This is a genomic window from Massilia sp., from assembly GCF_032106685.1.
Taxonomy (GTDB): domain Bacteria; phylum Pseudomonadota; class Gammaproteobacteria; order Burkholderiales; family Burkholderiaceae_D; genus Telluria.
In genome coordinates this window covers 1-15945 of sequence record NZ_DAMCPG010000010.1, presented here as the reverse complement: position 1 = coordinate 15945, position 15945 = coordinate 1, and the positions used below count along the sequence as shown (strand labels likewise).

Sequence of the window (15945 nt, the reverse complement as noted above, 5' to 3'; positions counted from 1 at the left end):
CATGCTCGAGATCGAACTGAACGGAGAACCCCATCAGGTGCCGGCCGGCCTGTCGCTCGATGCACTGGTGCGCGAGCTGGGCATCGCCAACCAGGCGGTGGCATTGGCCGTCAACCGCCAGGTGGTGCCGCGCCAGCAGTGGAACGAACGCCTGCTGGCGCAGCGGGACAAAGTGGACATCGTGCGCGCCATCGGCGGCGGATAAGGACAATACATGAACGAAGACTTTCTCACCATCGCGGGCAAGCAATACTGCTCGCGCCTGCTGGTCGGCAGCGGCAAGTACCGCGACCTCGACGAAACCCGCGAGGCCACGCTGGCGGCCGAAGCCGAGATCGTGACCGTGGCGATCCGCCGCGTGAACATCGGCCAGGACCCGAACGCGCCCAGCCTGCTCGATGTATTGCCGCCGTCGCAGTACACGATCCTGCCGAATACGGCCGGCTGCTACAACGCGAAGGATGCGGTCTATACCCTGCAGATGGCGCGCGAGCTCTTGAATGGGCACAAGCTGGTCAAGCTCGAAGTGCTGGGCGACGAACAGACCCTGTTCCCGCACATGCCGGAAACATTGAGGGCCGCCGAGACTCTGGTGCGCGACGGTTTCGACGTCATGGTCTACTGCAGCGACGACCCGGTGCAGGCGAAGATCCTGCAGGAGATCGGTTGCGTGGCCGTGATGCCGCTGGCCTCGCTGATCGGCTCGGGCATGGGCATCCTCAATCCCTGGAACCTGTCGCTGATCATCGAGCAGGCAACGGTGCCGGTGCTGGTCGACGCCGGCGTCGGCACGGCCTCCGACGCGGCGATCGCGATGGAGCTGGGCTGCGACGGCGTCTTGATGAACACCGCGATCGCCGCCGCCCGCGAGCCGGTGCGCATGGCGCGCGCGATGAAGCTGGCGGTGCGGGCCGGGCGCGAAGCCTACCTGGCCGGACGCATGCCGAAACGCTTTGCTGCTTCGCCGTCCTCGCCGCGCGAAGGGCGCATCACGTGACGCAAGAGCGGACGCATCACCTGAGCCCTGCCGCAGTGCCGGCGGTGCTGGTCTTCGCCGGGCTCGACCCCGGCGGCGGGGCCGGCCTCGCCGCCGACGTGCTGGCCATCGCCGCCCAGGGCGCGCACGCGCTGCCGGTGGCGACCGCGCTGACCGTGCAGGACAACAACCGCGTGCACGCCGTGCAGCCGGTCGACGCCGGCTTCGTGCTGGCCCAGGCGCGGGCGCTGGTCGACACGGTCGACGTCCGGGCGGTAAAACTCGGCATTCCGGGCAGCCGCGCCAACGCGCGCGCCATCGCCGGCCTGCTGCGCGAACTGCGTGTGCGCGACCCCGGCCTGCCGGTCGTGCTCGACCCGGTGCTGGCCAGCGGCCACGGCGATGCGCTGGCCGAGGACGATCCGCTGGAGATCGTCGGCGAGCTGCTGGCGCTGGCCACCATCGCCTTGCCGAACGAGCCGGAGGCCTGCGCCATCGGCGACTTCCCCTGCGAGCACCTGCTGCTTACCGGCGGCCACGGCGAACGGCGCTTCGTCGAGAACCGCTGGAGCCGCCACGGGCGCCTGGTGCGGCGCTGGCGCTGGCCGCGCCTGCCCGGGGGCTTCCACGGCAGCGGCTGCACCCTGGCGGCCAGCCTGGCCGGCCGCCTGGCCCTCGGCGAACCCATGGAGGGGGCGCTGGGCGCGGCCCAGGCCTACTGCCACGACACGCTGGCGCGCGCGTTCGCGATTGCGCCGGGCCAGCGCATCCCGCGCCGCATTTTTCATCCCCAACCCTGAAGGAAGACCATGCGAGGCCTGTATCTCGTCACCCCAAACTGGAACGACACCGAGCGCCTGCTCGCCAGCACGGAAGCGGCGCTGCGCGGCGACGCATCGCTCGTGCAGTACCGCCACAAGGAGGCCGACGCCGCCCTGCGCCTGGAGCAGGCGGGCGCGCTGCTGGCGCTGTGCCGCCGCCATGGGCGTGCGCTCGTCATCAACGATCACCTGGACCTGTGCATGGAGATCGATGCCGACGGCGTGCACCTGGGCGGCACCGACCTCGGCGTCGAGCACGCGCGGCGCCTGCTCGGGCCGGACAAGATCGTCGGCGCCTCCTGCTACGGCCAGCTGGCGCTGGCGCGCGCGGCCGAGCTGGCCGGCGCCAGCTACGCGGCCTTCGGCGGCTTCTATCCCTCGCTTGTCAAGAAATACGATTTCGTCACCGAGCCGGCGCTGCTCGACCAGGCGCGCGCCGAGCTGGCGCTGCCGATCGTCGTCATCGGCGGCATGACGCCCGCGAACGCGGCGCCGCTGGTGGCGCGCGGCGCGCACATGGTGGCGGCGATCACGAGCGTGTACGGCGAGGTCGATCCGGAAAGCGCGGCGCGGCGTTTCGGGGCGCTGTTCGCGATGGACCGGGCATGAACGCCTCTGGGATCGCTTACGCGTTGGCCAGGCGTTAGCCGTCGCCCCGGCCACGCTTAGTTGCAGCAGCGAGACAGGGAATGACCGCGTTCCGTATTGCTGGTTTATTGCCGCAAGGCAAAAATATATAATGCGCGGAACTTTCTACTTACTCTGACTGGACCGCACATGGACACTACCTTGATGAGCGATGGCGTGCTCGAAGCACTGGCCTTCAAGCTTGGCAACGAAGAATACGGCATCAAGATCTTGAAAGTGCAGGAGATCCGCGGCTACGAATCGGTGACGCGCATCGCCAGCGCGCCGGAACACGTCAAGGGCGTGGTCAACCTGCGCGGCACCATCGTGCCGATCGTCGACATGCGCATCAAGTTCAACCTCGGCACGCCGACCTACAACCAGTTCACCGTCGTGATCATCCTGAACATCCAGGACCGCGTGGTCGGCATGGTGGTCGACTCGGTCTCGGACGTGATCTCGCTCACCGCCGAGCAGATCAAGCCGGCGCCGGACATGGGCGGCGCCCTGAACACCGACTACCTGATCGGCCTGGGCACCGTGGACGAGCGGATGATCATCCTGGTCGACATCGACCGCCTGATGTCGGCCGACGAGATGGGCGTCATCGACAGCATCGCCGCCTGACGCGCGCCGCAAGGGGGAGCCGATGAAACAACTGAAGGTGGGAACCCGCCTCGCGCTGGGTTTCGCGCTGGTGCTCGTCATGCTCTTGGCCGTGATCGTGCTGGGCATCGCGAAGCTGGGCGCGCTCAACGACGGCACCGAGGTGATGGCGCGCGACGCCTATCCCAAGGTGGTGATGGCGCAGAACCTGGCCGACCGCGTCAACCGCACCGCGCGCACCGTGCGCGACCTGCTGCTGCTGGACGAGCCCGAGGCCAACAAGAAGAACCTGGCCGCGCTGGCCACCAGCCGCAAGGAAGCCGACGAGATGTTCGCCCAGCTCGACAAGCTGATCGTTTCCGAGAGCGGCGTGAAGAACCTGCGCGCCTACCGGGCCGCCTATGCGCAGTACATCGGCGCCATCGACGAGGTCCTCAGGCTGCATGCCGCCGGCGAGCGCGAGGCGGCGGTCGCGCTGCTCCTGGGCCCGGCGCGCAAGCTGCAAAGCGCCGTCTTCATCGCTTCCAACGAAGTGATCGAGCACCAGGGCGGCACCATGCAGGCCACCTACGAAGCAGCGGAAGCAACCTACGGCGCCGCGCGCAACGCGATGCTGGCGCTCGGCGCGCTGGCGCTGCTGGGCGGCGCGGCGGCGGCGACGCTGATCACGCGCACCCTGCTGCGCCAGCTCGGCGGCGAGCCGGCCTATGCGGCGCAGGTTGCGGGCGAAATCGCGGCCGGCAACCTGGCGGTCGCGATCGAGACGCGTGCCGGCGACCGCACCAGCCTGCTGTACGCGATCCGCGGCATGCGCGACAGCCTCGCCGCCATCGTCGGCCAGGTGCGCAGCGGCACCGACGCCATCGCCCTTGCCTCCAGCGAGATCAACGCCGGCAACCAAGACCTGTCGCACCGCACCGAACAGCAGGCCTCGTCGCTCGAGGAAACCGCCTCGTCGATGGAGGAGCTGACCTCGGCCGTGCGCCAGAACGCCGACAATGCGCGCCAGGCGAACGCCTTGACGGCGGCCGCGTCGAGCGTGGCCGTGCGCGGCGGCGAGGTCGTGGCCCAGGTGGTCGAGACCATGGGCGCAATCAACGATTCCTCGCGCCGCGTGGTCGACATCATCGGCGTCATCGACGGCATCGCCTTCCAGACGAATATCCTGGCGCTGAACGCGGCGGTCGAGGCGGCGCGCGCCGGCGAGCAGGGGCGCGGCTTCGCGGTCGTGGCCTCCGAAGTGCGCAGCCTGGCCCAGCGTTCGGCCGCCGCGGCCAAGGAGATCAAGGGCCTGATCGGCGACTCGGTCGCGCGGGTCGACGCCGGCAGCGCCCTGGTCGCTCAGGCCGGTGCGACGATGCAGGAAGTGGTCGAGAGCGTGCGCCGCGTGAGCGACGTGGTGGCCGAGATCAGCGCCGCCACCTCCGAGCAGGGCGAAGGCATCGAGCAGGTCAACGGCGCGATCGCGCAAATGGACCAGGTGACCCAGCAGAACTCGGCCCTGGTCGAGGAAGCCGCGGCCGCGGCCGAGGCCATGCAGGACCAGGCCGCGCGCCTGAACGCGCTGGTGGCGGTGTTCCGCCTGGGCGAGGGGCAGGGCGCCCAGGCGCCGGCGCCCGCGCCGCGGGGCCATGGGGCGGCGCGCATCGAGCCGGCAGCCGCCGTGCTCGGGACTGCCCGGCCGCGGGCCGCCGCGGCGCGCAGGGAACCGGTCATCGCCGCGGACGAGTGCTGAACCCCGGTCCCGATTCCGTTCATCCGAACCCGCCCGCAAGGGCGGGTTTTTTCTTGTCCTGCGCATCGTGCCCGGCCGGCACGGCGGTTTGCATACAATAGGCGCGTCTCCATGCTCACGAAGAGAAGCCGATGCGCCTGTTACGCCTGCTCGTCCACACCCGGCGCCACCCGTCCGCCATCCTGCTGATGGCGCAGTTGCTGGGCATGCTGCTGTATCCCTTCCTGGAAAAGACCCAGTTCGGGCACGTCGCCTTCAATGCCTTCGGTATCGTCATCCTCACCTTCGCCACCAACATGGTGCGCCGCACGCCGGGCCATACCTGGATCAGCGTCACGATGGCCCTGCCGATCATCGCGCTGCTGTCGGCGCAGATGCTGTTCGGGCTGGCTTACCTGCAGCCCTGGTCCTCGGCCCTGGAATCGCTTTTCTATTTCTACGCGGCCGGCAGCCTGATCGCCTACATGCTGGAAGACCGCAAGGTCACGCGCGACGAACTGTTCGCCGCCGGCGCCACTTTTACCCTGCTGGCCTGGGGCTTCACCCACCTGTACATCGTGGTGCAGGCGCTGGTGCCGGGCTCGTTCGCCGCCGCGGTCAACCCCGAGCTGCCGCGCAGCTGGAGCGAACTGAATTACCTCAGCTTCGCGCTGCTGTCGAGCACCGGGATCGGCGACGTGATTCCGCTCACCGTGCATGCGCGCGCCCTGACCAGCATCGAGATGTTCGTCGGCGTCATGTACCTGGCGGCGGTGGTGGCGCGCCTGATCGGCCTCACGATGCAGCCGCATAAATGAAAAATGCCGCCCGGCTCGCGCCGGGCGGCATCCCGTTTCAAGCGGTCAGCTTAGCTACCGCAGCCCAGCGACTTGATGCGGTCGTAGGCGGCCTTCGCCTGCACCAGGCCGAAGCCGTACTTGGTGTCGCGGCCGGCGGTGCCCAGGTCGAGCGCGCTCTTGCCCAGCGAGGAGCGGATCTGGACGGCGGTACAGGTCGGGAAGTAGCTCCAGACCAGTGCCGCGACGGCCGACACGTGCGGCGTGGCCATCGAGGTGCCGTCGTAGTAGGCGTAGTTCGAGGCCCGGATGCCGACAGTGGCGCTCTGGCCGAGCTGGGCCTTCATCGCCGCGCCTTCGGTATCGGTGGCGGTGACCGACGGGATGTTGGTCACGGTGGTGCCCAGCGTGCCGCCGAAGGCGCCTGCCACGTTGTTGTACACCACGGCGCCGACGCCGCCGCTGTTCTGGCAGTTCGAGACCTTGACCGCGAAGTCGACCGTGCCGCGCTGGATCAGGCAGACCTTGCCCGAGACGGCGGTGTTGACCTTGTCGCCGATGCCGAAGTCGGCCAGCGGTGCGGTCGCGGTCTTGACCGGCGAGCCTTCCATCGCGCCCGGCGCGTAGGTGGTCGAGCCGACCGTCAGGACGGCTTCCTGGCCGGCGCCCATCGGAACGGTCGACAGCACGCCGACGCCGGGGCCTGCCAGCTCGACCTTGCTGTTGTACTGCGAGAAGGTGGCCCACTGCTTGTTCTCGTCGACCGCGGCGACCGAGACCACGCTGGCGTAGCCGGCCGGGTAGGAGGCGCGGGTGTTGCCGTCGTTGCCGGCGGCGGCGATGTTCAGGATGCCGGCCGCTTCCAGCGAGGCGAAGGTGTTCTTCTCGGTGTTGTTCGACATCGAGCCGCCCAGCGACATCGAGATGACGTTGGCGCCCGCGGCCTTGCACTTGTTGGCCGCCGAGGACAGGGTCGACGAGTAGGCCCAGGCATCCTTGCCGAAGACCTTCACGATGTGCAGCTTGAGCTGCTTGTTGGCGTTGACGCCGACCACGCCGGTGCCGCTGTTGTTGATCGCGGCAATGGTGCCGGCGACGTGGGTGCCGTGGTGGTTCTCGTCGGTGTACCACCAGCCGGTGCCGCTGTCGTATTCGCCGGTGACGGTGTTGCCCGACAGGTCTTCGTGGCTGTTGTCGTAGCCGGAGTCGATGATGCAGACCTTGCGGTTGGCTGCGGCGGAGTCGCTCAACTGGTCGGCCTGGACCATCTTGATGCCGTACGGGACCAGCTGGCCGGTGGCATACGGCGTGCCGGTCGACGGGCTGGTCAGGGCCAGCGGATAGCGCTTCGCATCTTCCTCGACGTACTCGACGTTCGGGTTGTTCTGCAGGCCATTCAGGGCGGCAACCGGCACTTCGATGGCCATCGCGTTGGCGCCGAAGATCTCGTGTTTCACTGCACCTTTAGCGGTGGCGACGACGCCTTTCACGGCCGCTTTCGCGCCCGGTTTGAAGGCGACGATGACGCGGGTGGTGTCGGCGGGGGCTGCGCTGGCGGAATTGCAGAGCATCCCGGCGGCGGCCGCAAGCATGCACAGACTGAAGGTGGTTGACGCGCGGGTGAATCGTTGAACCATGTGACTTCTCCGTATGAAAGCCTATAGGAATGCCGCGATCTCTATGGTCGCGTGCACGTTTGGTACAAACGTTGATTACCGTAAACACGGTTCAGCCAGTGTAGGCACAGATGTATGCATGTGGCAATTGTCAGCGCAAGCGTGCGCAAGCCCTGTTGCAACGTTGCGTCAGGGCACAATTGAAAACCGTATAAACCGAAAAACGATGCTATATTTTTGGCCCTCACCGATGTGCACTCGCAGCAATTCCGAAGGGCAGCGGACGGCAAGGATCGTCCGGCCTTGGTATGATGGCAAATTCACCCATCTCATGTAGAGGACACCACATGAAAACCAAGGCAGCGATTGCATGGAAGGCGGGTCAGCCGCTGACGATCGAAGAAGTCGACCTCGAAGGCCCGCGCGCCGGCGAAGTGCTGGTCGAAGTCAAGGCCACCGGCATTTGTCACACCGATTACTACACCCTGTCGGGCGCCGATCCGGAAGGCCTGTTCCCGGCCATTCTCGGCCACGAGGGCGCGGGCGTGGTGGTCGACGTCGGCCCGGGCGTCACCAGCGTCAAAAAGGATGACCACGTCATCCCGCTGTACACCCCCGAGTGCCGCCAGTGCAAATTCTGCCTCTCGCAAAAGACCAACCTGTGCCAGGCGATCCGTTCCACGCAAGGCCGCGGCCTGATGCCCGACGCGACGTCCCGGTTCTCGCTCGACGGCCAGCCGCTGTTCCATTACATGGGCACCTCGACCTTCTCGAACTACATCGTCGTTCCCGAGATCGCGCTGGCCAAGGTGCGCTCGGACGCACCCTTCGACAAGATCTGCTACATCGGCTGCGGCGTCACCACCGGCATCGGCGCCGTGATCTTCACGGCGAAAGTGGAAGCCGGAGCGAATGTCGTCGTGTTCGGCCTGGGCGGCATCGGCCTGAACGTGATCCAGGCAGCCAGGATGGTCGGCGCCGACAAGATCATCGGTGTCGACCTCAACCCGGCGCGTGAGGAAATGGCGCGCAAGTTCGGCATGACCCACTTCGTCAATCCGAAGGAAGTCGGCAACGTGGTCGACGCCATCGTGCAGCTCACCGATGGCGGCGCGGATTACTCGTTCGAGTGCATCGGCAACGTCAACACCATGCGCCAGGCCCTGGAGTGCTGCCACAAGGGCTGGGGCCAGTCGATCATCATCGGTGTGGCCGAGGCCGGCGCGGAAATCTCGACCCGTCCGTTCCAGCTGGTGACCGGCCGCGAGTGGAAGGGTTCGGCGTTCGGCGGCGCGCGCGGCCGTACCGACGTGCCGAAGATCGTCGACTGGTACATGGAAAACAAGATCAACATCGACGACCTGATCACCCACCACCTGCCGCTGGACCGCATCAACGAAGGTTTCGATTTGATGAAGTCGGGCGAGTCGATCCGCTCGGTCGTGGTCTACTGATTCAGCCGTCGATTTTGTCGCCTGTCCCGCGAATCGTGCCGTTCGTCGCACGGCGCGGGCGGGCGCCAGCCGCCTGTCCTATTCTTTCTCCATCGACAAACCGCCCATGGAGAAGATCATGCAGGACACCCGCTTTGCCTCCCCATCTGTATCCCGCTCGCTGAAACGCCCATTGCTGCTGGCCGCCCTGGCCGCTGCCTGTGCATTGCCGCTGCTGCCGGCGCAGGCCGGAGAGGGCATCACCATCAACCGCACCATCCAGGCCGCCGACGGCGGCGAACCGTTCGCGCTGGTACGCGGCGCGGATAGCGCGATCACCGGCGACGCCGCCGCGAGCAAGCGCGTCAAGGAACTCAAGCGCAGCGTGAAGGGCGACTTCCTCTGGTTCCGCGAGGGCGGCAAGGAGTACGTCGTGCAGGATCCGGCCGCCCTGAAGCGCGTCGGCGACGCCTGGGCCCCGATGGAGGCGATCGGCGCCCAGATGGGCGGGCAGGGCGCGGAGATGGGCCGCCATGGCGCCTCCATGGGGGCGCTCGGCGCCAAGATGGCGCTGGCAGCCGTCACCTTCAACGAAGAAAAGATGGAAGCGTTCGGCAAGCAGATGGAAGCGGCCGGCAAGCCGATGGAGGCGGCCGGCAAGAAGATGGAAGACCTGGGCAAGAAGATGGAACAGGAGCAGCGCAACGCCGAACGCGTCACGCGCGGCGTGATCCAGGAGTCGCTGAAGAACGGGACCGCCAGGCCGGTAGCAGTGCGCGGCTGATTTTCATTGCGTTGACGGCAAAGGCCGGGCTGCTCGCGCACCCCGGCCTTTATTGTTGCTCGCGCATCTCGTAGGGTGGGCACGCGGTGCCCACGCGGGGATCGTCTGCGGCTTCGTCATCGCGCCCGGTTCCGGCACCGATCACCATCCCCGCGTGGGCACAAGTGCCCACCCTACGAAAAACGGCCGGAACGCGCAGGCATCCCGACCATTCGATCTACACCGTCTCGGCGCTTACTTGCGCATCACTTGCGCATCGCCGGCACGAACTCCTCCATCACCGCCTTGCGCAGCAGCGTCGGCGGCACCAGGCCCTGGGCCAGCACGAAGTCGTTGAATTTCTGGCGATCGAACTTGTCGCGCAGCGCGACCTCGGCGGCCTGGCGGGTTTCCATCAGGCGCTGGTAGCCGTAGAAGTAGGACGTCGCCTGGCCCGGCGCGCGGAAGGTGTAGCGCTGCACTTCCTGGGTCGCCATGCCTTCGGACAGGCCGACGTCCTGCATCAGGAACTGCTTCACGCCGTCCGGCGTGATCTCGCCCAGGTTGACCATCGGGTCGAGGAAGGCGCGCGCGGCGCGCATGGCGCGTGCCTGCAGGGCGAACAGCTGGCCGTCGAGCGGCTCGTAGGGCTGCACCTCGGCTTCGGCGTACAGGGCCCAGCCTTCGACGTTGACGCTGTTGAAGGCGAACACCGCGCGCGCGGTCGAGACGCCGGTCTCGATCATCTTGGCGAACTGCAGTTCGTGGCCGGGGCGGGCCTCGTGCGCCGTGATCGACCAGGTGCCGGCTTCGTGGGTGAAGTCGTCGAACACCATGCGCTTGCCCGACGCGTCCGGCGGCATGCCGGTGGTCAGCACGAATTCGCCGTATTCGCCGGTGTTGCCGATCAGGCGCGGCGGGCTCATGTGCGGCGCCGGCTGCTGGGCGTTCTCGGCCATCGTCGCCAGGCGGATCACGGCCTTGCGCTCGGGCAGGGTGACGATGCGGTTCTGGCGCGTGGCCTGCTCGAGCGCGGCCAGGCGTTCGGCATAGATCGGCATCACCTTGTCCAGCGGGATCTGGTCCTTCTTCAGTTCGAGCATGACGGCGCGGTAGTCGGCGTCCTTGAAGCCGCGTTCCCTGGCGATCAGCTTGGCCGTGATCTGCATCTGGTTGCGGATCTCGGCGAACGAGGTCAGCGACTTGGCGATCAGCTCCTGCGGGCTGATGTCGACGCCGAACTCGCGCAGGTTGTTGGCGTACACCTCGGCCGGCAGGCGGTGGTCCGTACGCGCGCGCGGCAGCAGTTCCGTCTTCAGGCGCGCGTTATACGCGAGCAGCTGCTTCTCCAGCGTGTCGAAGCTCTTTTCCCAGCCTTGCAGGCCGCTCTTGGCCAGCAGCTCGCGCATGCCCTTGAGCAGGGTCGGGGCGTCGTTCAGCGATTGCTCGATCTCGCCCTTGTAGGGGCCGAGCAGGTTCTTGTTGGCCTTCAGGCGCTCCTGCAGGCGCTCGTGCGCCAGTTCCGTGACCGGGCGGTAGCCCTTGGCCAGGCCGGCGTACTTTTCCAGGCGCACTAGCAGCGCCTGCTGGCGCTCCTTCGGGATGCGCGGGTCGAGCGTCGAGCGCATCACGCCGAACATCATGCCGGTCAGGTCGATGAAGGGCATGAAGTACTTGCGGTCGAGGGCCGCGGTACGCAGCTGGTCGTTGGCCTTGTTGATCAGGATTTCCAGGTCCTGCTTCACCTTCGGGTCGGTCTCGACCTTCAGGCGCTTCTGGTACTCGGCGATCGCCGCGCGCAGGTCCTTGTTGGTGGCCTCGAACTGGTCGCGCGAGAGGTCGGTGATCTGTTCGTCGTAGCCGTTCACGCCCAGGTTGCTGGCGCTCTCGGGCGAATACTTGGCCAGGACGTTCAGCAGGATTTTGGCGTTGTCGTTGCTCTTGGTGACCCAGGCCGGCTCGGCGGCAAAGGCGGGAGCGGCGAGGGCGGCGGCGAGCAGGCCGGCAAGGACGGTACGGACCAGGGGACGGGGTGGCAGCATTGCTTTCCTTTTTACGTGGCGACTGCAAAAACGGCTGCACCGCGCACGAGGCGCCGCGCAGCCCGGACGGGATTGTTCGTGCACCCGCCAGTATGCCCGTTTTTGAACGCGATATTGCTCATATGCATGTGTAAAAACACAAAAAGTTGCCTTTTGGTCAAATGTGTTTCTGTGGTCTATCGAACATCGAAAAACGGCTCAGCTCCATATAATCGGATCGATTACGGGTAAGCGGTTCGCGGGCCCAGCGCACACCATTTGCGGCCGCGTCCGCCTCCGCCTCTGCCCCGTAAGTTCCGCGTGCCGTCCCGCGCGACATGCACACGTCGCGACGGACGGACGCTGGACCAATTCGCCGCAAGAGATGGCTACTAAAATAGTTAGGATGATCAAATGACAAAGAATATCGCCATTGTAGGCGCTGGGTTTTCCGGAGCTGTCATTGCAAACCAGCTCGCACAAGCCGGCCACAAGGTCGAAGTATTTGAATCGCGTCCGCATATCGCGGGCAACTGCCATTCCGAACGTGACGCCGAGACCGGCGTCATGGTGCACGTCTACGGGCCGCACATCTTCCACACCGATAACGAGCGGGCCTGGGAATTCGTCAACCGCTACGCCGAGTTCAAGCCTTACGTGAACCGCGTCAAGGCCATTACCGGCGGGCGCGTCTTCACGCTGCCGATCAACCTGCTCACCATCAACCAGTTCTTCGGCAAGACCATGCGTCCGGCCGAGGCCCAGGAATTCCTGGCCGAACTGGGCGACAAGTCGATCGAGAACCCGCAGACCTTCGAGGAGCAGGCCCTGCGCTTCGTCGGCCGCGAGCTCTACGAAGCCTTCTTCAAGACCTACACCGTCAAGCAGTGGGGCATGGAGCCGTCGGAACTGCCGGCGAGCATCCTCAAGCGCCTGCCGGTGCGCTTCAACTACGACGACAACTACTTCAACCACAAGTACCAGGGCATGCCGGCCGAGGGCTACACCGCGCTGGTCGAGAACATCCTGAAGGTCGACGGCGTCACCGTCCACCTGAACACCCGCTTCGACCCTGACCAGAAATCGCAGTACGACCACGTCTTCTACAGCGGCCCGATCGACGCCTGGTTCAAGCACGTCGAAGGCCGCCTGCCTTACCGCACCCTGGACTTCGAGATGTTCCGCGACAAGGGCGACTACCAGGGCAACGCCGTCGTCAACTACTGCGACAACGAGCAGCCCTACACCCGCATCACCGAGCACAAGCACTTCTCGCCGTGGGAACAGCACGAAGGCACCGTGCTCTACAAGGAATACAGCCGCCAGTGCGGCGAGGACGACATTCCCTATTATCCGATCCGCATGGCGCGCGACAAGCAGCAGCTCGAGCGCTACATCAAGCTGGCCCAGGACGAAAGCAACGTCACTTTCGTCGGCCGCCTGGGCACCTACCGCTACCTGGACATGGACGTCACCATCAACGAGGCGCTGATCACCTCCGACAAGTTCCTGGAAGCCGCCCGCGGCGACGGGAAGATGCCGGCCTTCGTGATCGATCCGCTGGCGTGATGTTCAGCTGCCCGGCTTCCATGAGCAGCTGACTAAAGGAAAGGCCGCTACCTTGCCGGGGCAGCGGCCTTTTTGTTTTCGTGCCGCCGGCGCCCGAACGCGTTACATATGCCAGCGCATCGGCGAGACGATCTGGATCCCTGTCGCGTAAAAAAGGACGAAGAAGGCGAGGCCGACGAGCAGGGCCACGAGCAAGGCCACGCCCACCTGCATCGGGCGGCTGACATCCGGCGCCTTGCGGCTGTACAGCCACGCGATCAGTACCCACTGAAGCAGCGTCAGCAGGAAACTCACGCGGGTATCCAGGGCATACCTGACGACGTCCCGGGAATATTCCTGTCCCGCGAACAGGAGCGGATACATGGCCAGTACCGGTTTGTCGAATACCAGCATGAGGAATCCGAGGCCGATCGGTATCGTGAAAACTGCGATCAGGTAATACAAGGGGCCGGTCAAGGCGGCGACCAGTAACATCGATACGAATGCTTGCTTTTGGGTAGGATTCATGGCGGCTGTGATCTTGCGGTATCGAAGTTGGTCAAGGGCGAACAAGGTTGCGCCTGAGTATGGTGCGGTCCTGGCACTATGGCAATCTTTTAATGTTGCTTTGGCAATTTTTCTGTGTCAGCATGAGCGATCACTTTTCCGGGATTTCTCCTCATGCTGCACCTCAATCGCATCGCACTGGCCGTGTCGCTCGGCGCCACCGCCGCCTTGCTTTTGCCCAAACGTCGCCAGCTTCCCAGGCCGAGCGACCGGCCACGACCTTCCCCTACACGCCCGGCCTGGACGTCAACGCGATGGACAAGAGCGCCGACCCCTGCGTCGACTTCTACCAGTACGCCTGCGGCGGCTGGATGAAGAACAACCCGATCCCGGCGGACCAGGCGCGCTGGTCGGTGTACGGCAAGCTGGCCCAGGACAACCAGCGCTACCTGTGGGGCATCCTCGACGGGCTGGCCAGCCAGAAGGAAGGCCGCAGCGCGACCCAGCAGAAGATCGGCGACTACTTCGGCGCCTGCATGGACGAGGGCGCGATCGCCAAGCGCGGCGCGGCGCCTCTCGCGCCCTGGTTCGACCGGATCGACGCGATGAAATCGACCCGCGACCTTCCCGCAGTGCTGGCCGCGCTGCAACTGGGTTTGTCGGACGACGACTTCTTCTTCGGCTTCAGCGCGAACCAGGACTTCGGCGACTCGACCCGCGTGATCGCGTTTGCCAGCGGCGGCGGCCTGGGCCTGCCGGACCGCTACTACTACCTGAAGCTTGATGCCCGCTCGAAAGACATCCGCGCCAAGTACGAAGCCCACCTGGCCACCATGTTCGGCCTGGCCGGTGAATCTCCGGAGGTCGCCAGGCGTTCGGCCGCGACCGTGATGCGCATCGAGACCGCGCTGGCGAAGGCGTCGCTGACCCGCGTCGAGAAGCGCGACCCGTATAAACTGTTTCACAAGATGGACCTGAAGGCCCTGCAGAAGACCACGCCGGGCTTCGACTGGAAGGCCTACCTGGCCGCGCTCGGCCAACCGGGCGTGGACAGCGTCAACGTCACCGAGCCGGCCTTCTTCAAGGCATTCAACGGGCAACTCGTTCGCAGCGACCTGGCCGCGATCAAGACCTACCTGCGCTGGCACGTGCTCGAAGCGCTGGCGCCGGCGCTGTCGCCGCAATTCGACGAGCCGCACTTTGCGTTCTTCATGCAGACCCTGCGCGGCGTCGAGCGCCAGCAGCCGCGCTGGAAGCGCTGCGTGCAGATGGTCGACCGCCAGCTCGGCGAAGCCCTTGGCCAGGAGTTCGTAGCGCGCGCCTTTTCGCCGGAACTGAAGGCCAAGGCGCTGCACATGACGCGCCAGATCGAGGAGGCGATGGCGAAGGACATCGAATCGCTGGCGTGGATGAGCGTCGACACCAAGCAGCGCGCGCAGGAGAAGCTCGATGCCATCGCCAACAAGATCGGCTATCCGGACACCTGGCGCGATTATTCGGCGTACGAGGTGCGCGCCGACGATTTCGCCGGCAACGTGGTGCGCGGCAAGACCTTCGAGAACCGTCGCCAGCTGGCCAAGATCGGCAAGCCGCTCGACCGCGCCGAATGGCTGATGACGCCGCCGACGGTGAACGCCTACTTCAATCCGCAGATGAACGACATCAACTTCCCGGCCGGCGTGCTGCAGCCGCCGCTGTTCGACCCGAAGATGGACGACGCGCCGAACTACGGCAACACCGGCGGCACCATCGGCCACGAGCTGACCCACGCCTTCGACGACGAGGGCCGCCAGTTCGATGCCAAGGGCAATTTGAAGGACTGGTGGACGAAGAAGGACGGCAAGGCCTTCGAGGAGCGCGCCGCGTGCATCGTCGAACAGTACGGCAAGTACACGGTGGTCGACGACATCAAGATCAACAGCAAGCTGACCCTGGGCGAGGACGTTGCCGACCTGGGCGGCCTGATCCTCGGCTGGATGGCCTGGAAGAACCAGATGGCGAGCATGCCGCAGCAGGCCCAGCCCTTGCGTGATGGCTTGAGCCCCGAGCAGCGCTTCTTCGTCGGCTATGCGCAATGGGCCTGCGAAAACGACCGCCCGGAAAACCTGCGCGTCTCGGCCGCGACCGATCCCCACTCGCCGGGCAAGTACCGCGTCAATGGCGTGGTCGTCAACATGCCGCAGTTCGAGCAAGCCTTCAACTGCAAGCCGGGCCAGCCGATGGCGGCGGTAAAGCGTTGCCGGGTGTGGTGATCGAAAAACGGATGCGCGGGGAGTTCGACGCCGGCCCGCGGCGCTACCCGTAGGGTGGGCACTCCGTGCCCACGCGTTACGCGCGTGCCCGTAGTCACGAGCAGCGAGATATCGCCCGCAAAGTCCGTGTTGAACCGCAGCAGAGGCTTTGTTCGATGTTGCGAGCGATATGTCGCCGCCAACGTCGAAAGGATGCGCACGTAACGCGTGGGCACGGAGTGCCCACCCTACGAAACTCCCGCGGCGGTGACCCGTAGGGTGGGC

14 protein-coding genes are annotated in these 15945 nt (G+C 65.9%); 11 read left to right on the top strand and 3 right to left on the bottom strand.

Annotated features, from left to right (window positions below; all coding sequences use genetic code 11):
• The first annotated feature begins 1 nt into the window (after position 1).
• The 7 genes from thiS to RT688_RS08115 all read left to right on the top strand — a co-directional run bounded on the left by thiS (position 2) and on the right by RT688_RS08115 (position 5562).
• Positions 2-205, top strand: coding sequence for a sulfur carrier protein ThiS (thiS, locus tag RT688_RS08145; RefSeq protein WP_313704346.1), 204 nt, complete (start codon positions 2-4; stop codon positions 203-205).
• 9 nt (positions 206-214) lie between these two features.
• The gene (locus tag RT688_RS08140; RefSeq protein WP_313704345.1) at positions 215-997 is read left to right on the top strand and encodes a thiazole synthase; all 783 of its coding nucleotides are present in this window, start codon (positions 215-217) and stop codon (positions 995-997) included.
• Positions 994-1776, top strand: a complete 783-nt coding sequence (locus RT688_RS08135) for a hydroxymethylpyrimidine/phosphomethylpyrimidine kinase (RefSeq protein WP_313704344.1) — start codon at positions 994-996, stop codon at positions 1774-1776. Before RT688_RS08140 ends, RT688_RS08135 begins: the two co-directional genes overlap by 4 nt.
• Positions 1777-1785: 9 nt before the next feature.
• A complete protein-coding gene (gene thiE / locus RT688_RS08130) occupies positions 1786-2406 on the top strand; it encodes a thiamine phosphate synthase (protein ID WP_313704343.1) in 621 nt (206 codons plus the stop codon).
• Positions 2407-2574: 168 nt separating this feature from the next.
• Positions 2575-3051 (top strand): chemotaxis protein CheW, encoded by a 477-nt coding sequence (locus RT688_RS08125; RefSeq protein WP_312554078.1) that lies wholly within the window; start codon positions 2575-2577, stop codon positions 3049-3051.
• Between the two features lie 22 nt (positions 3052-3073).
• Positions 3074-4765 (top strand): methyl-accepting chemotaxis protein, encoded by a 1692-nt coding sequence (locus tag RT688_RS08120; RefSeq protein ID WP_313704342.1) that lies wholly within the window; start codon positions 3074-3076, stop codon positions 4763-4765.
• Positions 4766-4896: 131 nt separating this feature from the next.
• Entirely contained in the window at positions 4897-5562 is a 666-nt protein-coding gene (locus tag RT688_RS08115) for an ion channel (RefSeq protein ID WP_313704341.1), read from the top strand.
• Between the two features lie 50 nt (positions 5563-5612).
• Here the strand turns inward: RT688_RS08115 and RT688_RS08110 are convergent, their stop codons facing one another.
• Positions 5613-7178, bottom strand: coding sequence for a S8 family serine peptidase (locus tag RT688_RS08110; protein WP_313704340.1), 1566 nt, complete (start codon positions 7176-7178; stop codon positions 5613-5615).
• 326 nt (positions 7179-7504) lie between these two features.
• Between RT688_RS08110 and RT688_RS08105 the strand changes: the two genes are divergently transcribed.
• Both RT688_RS08105 and RT688_RS08100 read left to right on the top strand, forming a co-directional pair.
• Positions 7505-8611 (top strand): S-(hydroxymethyl)glutathione dehydrogenase/class III alcohol dehydrogenase, encoded by a 1107-nt coding sequence (locus tag RT688_RS08105; protein WP_313704339.1) that lies wholly within the window; start codon positions 7505-7507, stop codon positions 8609-8611.
• Positions 8612-8717: 106 nt separating this feature from the next.
• Positions 8718-9374: a hypothetical protein gene (locus tag RT688_RS08100; protein WP_313704338.1), complete on the top strand. Its 657-nt coding sequence runs from the start codon at positions 8718-8720 to the stop codon at positions 9372-9374.
• Between the two features lie 245 nt (positions 9375-9619).
• On the opposite strand, the gene RT688_RS08095 is transcribed toward RT688_RS08100, so the two are convergent.
• Positions 9620-11395, bottom strand: a complete 1776-nt coding sequence (locus RT688_RS08095; RefSeq protein WP_313704337.1) for a DUF885 domain-containing protein — start codon at positions 11393-11395, stop codon at positions 9620-9622.
• 393 nt (positions 11396-11788) lie between these two features.
• Here RT688_RS08095 and glf point away from each other — a divergent pair, with 393 nt between their 5' ends.
• Positions 11789-12943, top strand: coding sequence for a UDP-galactopyranose mutase (glf, locus tag RT688_RS08090; RefSeq protein ID WP_313704336.1), 1155 nt, complete (start codon positions 11789-11791; stop codon positions 12941-12943).
• A gap of 102 nt (positions 12944-13045) precedes the next feature.
• Here glf and RT688_RS08085 read toward each other — a convergent pair whose 3' ends face one another.
• Entirely contained in the window at positions 13046-13495 is a 450-nt protein-coding gene (locus RT688_RS08085) for a hypothetical protein (RefSeq protein ID WP_313704335.1), read from the bottom strand.
• Between the two features lie 248 nt (positions 13496-13743).
• On the opposite strand from RT688_RS08085, the gene RT688_RS08080 reads away from it, so the two are divergent.
• Positions 13744-15681 carry a M13 family metallopeptidase gene (locus RT688_RS08080; protein WP_313704334.1) on the top strand — a complete coding sequence of 646 codons (1938 nt, stop codon included), beginning with the start codon at positions 13744-13746 and terminating at the stop codon, positions 15679-15681.
• Positions 15682-15945 lie beyond the last annotated feature (264 nt).

Coding starts and splice junctions, on each gene's coding strand:
- thiS (WP_313704346.1), top strand. CDS start 2: ATGCTCGAGATCGAACTGAACGGAGAACCCCATCAGGTGCCGGCCGGC.
- RT688_RS08140 (WP_313704345.1), top strand. CDS start 215: ATGAACGAAGACTTTCTCACCATCGCGGGCAAGCAATACTGCTCGCGC.
- thiE (WP_313704343.1), top strand. CDS start 1,786: ATGCGAGGCCTGTATCTCGTCACCCCAAACTGGAACGACACCGAGCGC.
- RT688_RS08125 (WP_312554078.1), top strand. CDS start 2,575: ATGGACACTACCTTGATGAGCGATGGCGTGCTCGAAGCACTGGCCTTC.
- RT688_RS08120 (WP_313704342.1), top strand. CDS start 3,074: ATGAAACAACTGAAGGTGGGAACCCGCCTCGCGCTGGGTTTCGCGCTG.
- RT688_RS08115 (WP_313704341.1), top strand. CDS start 4,897: ATGCGCCTGTTACGCCTGCTCGTCCACACCCGGCGCCACCCGTCCGCC.
- RT688_RS08110 (WP_313704340.1), bottom strand. CDS start 7,178: ATGGTTCAACGATTCACCCGCGCGTCAACCACCTTCAGTCTGTGCATG.
- RT688_RS08105 (WP_313704339.1), top strand. CDS start 7,505: ATGAAAACCAAGGCAGCGATTGCATGGAAGGCGGGTCAGCCGCTGACG.
- RT688_RS08100 (WP_313704338.1), top strand. CDS start 8,718: ATGGAGAAGATCATGCAGGACACCCGCTTTGCCTCCCCATCTGTATCC.
- RT688_RS08095 (WP_313704337.1), bottom strand. CDS start 11,395: ATGCTGCCACCCCGTCCCCTGGTCCGTACCGTCCTTGCCGGCCTGCTC.
- glf (WP_313704336.1), top strand. CDS start 11,789: ATGACAAAGAATATCGCCATTGTAGGCGCTGGGTTTTCCGGAGCTGTC.
- RT688_RS08080 (WP_313704334.1), top strand. CDS start 13,744: ATGGACAAGAGCGCCGACCCCTGCGTCGACTTCTACCAGTACGCCTGC.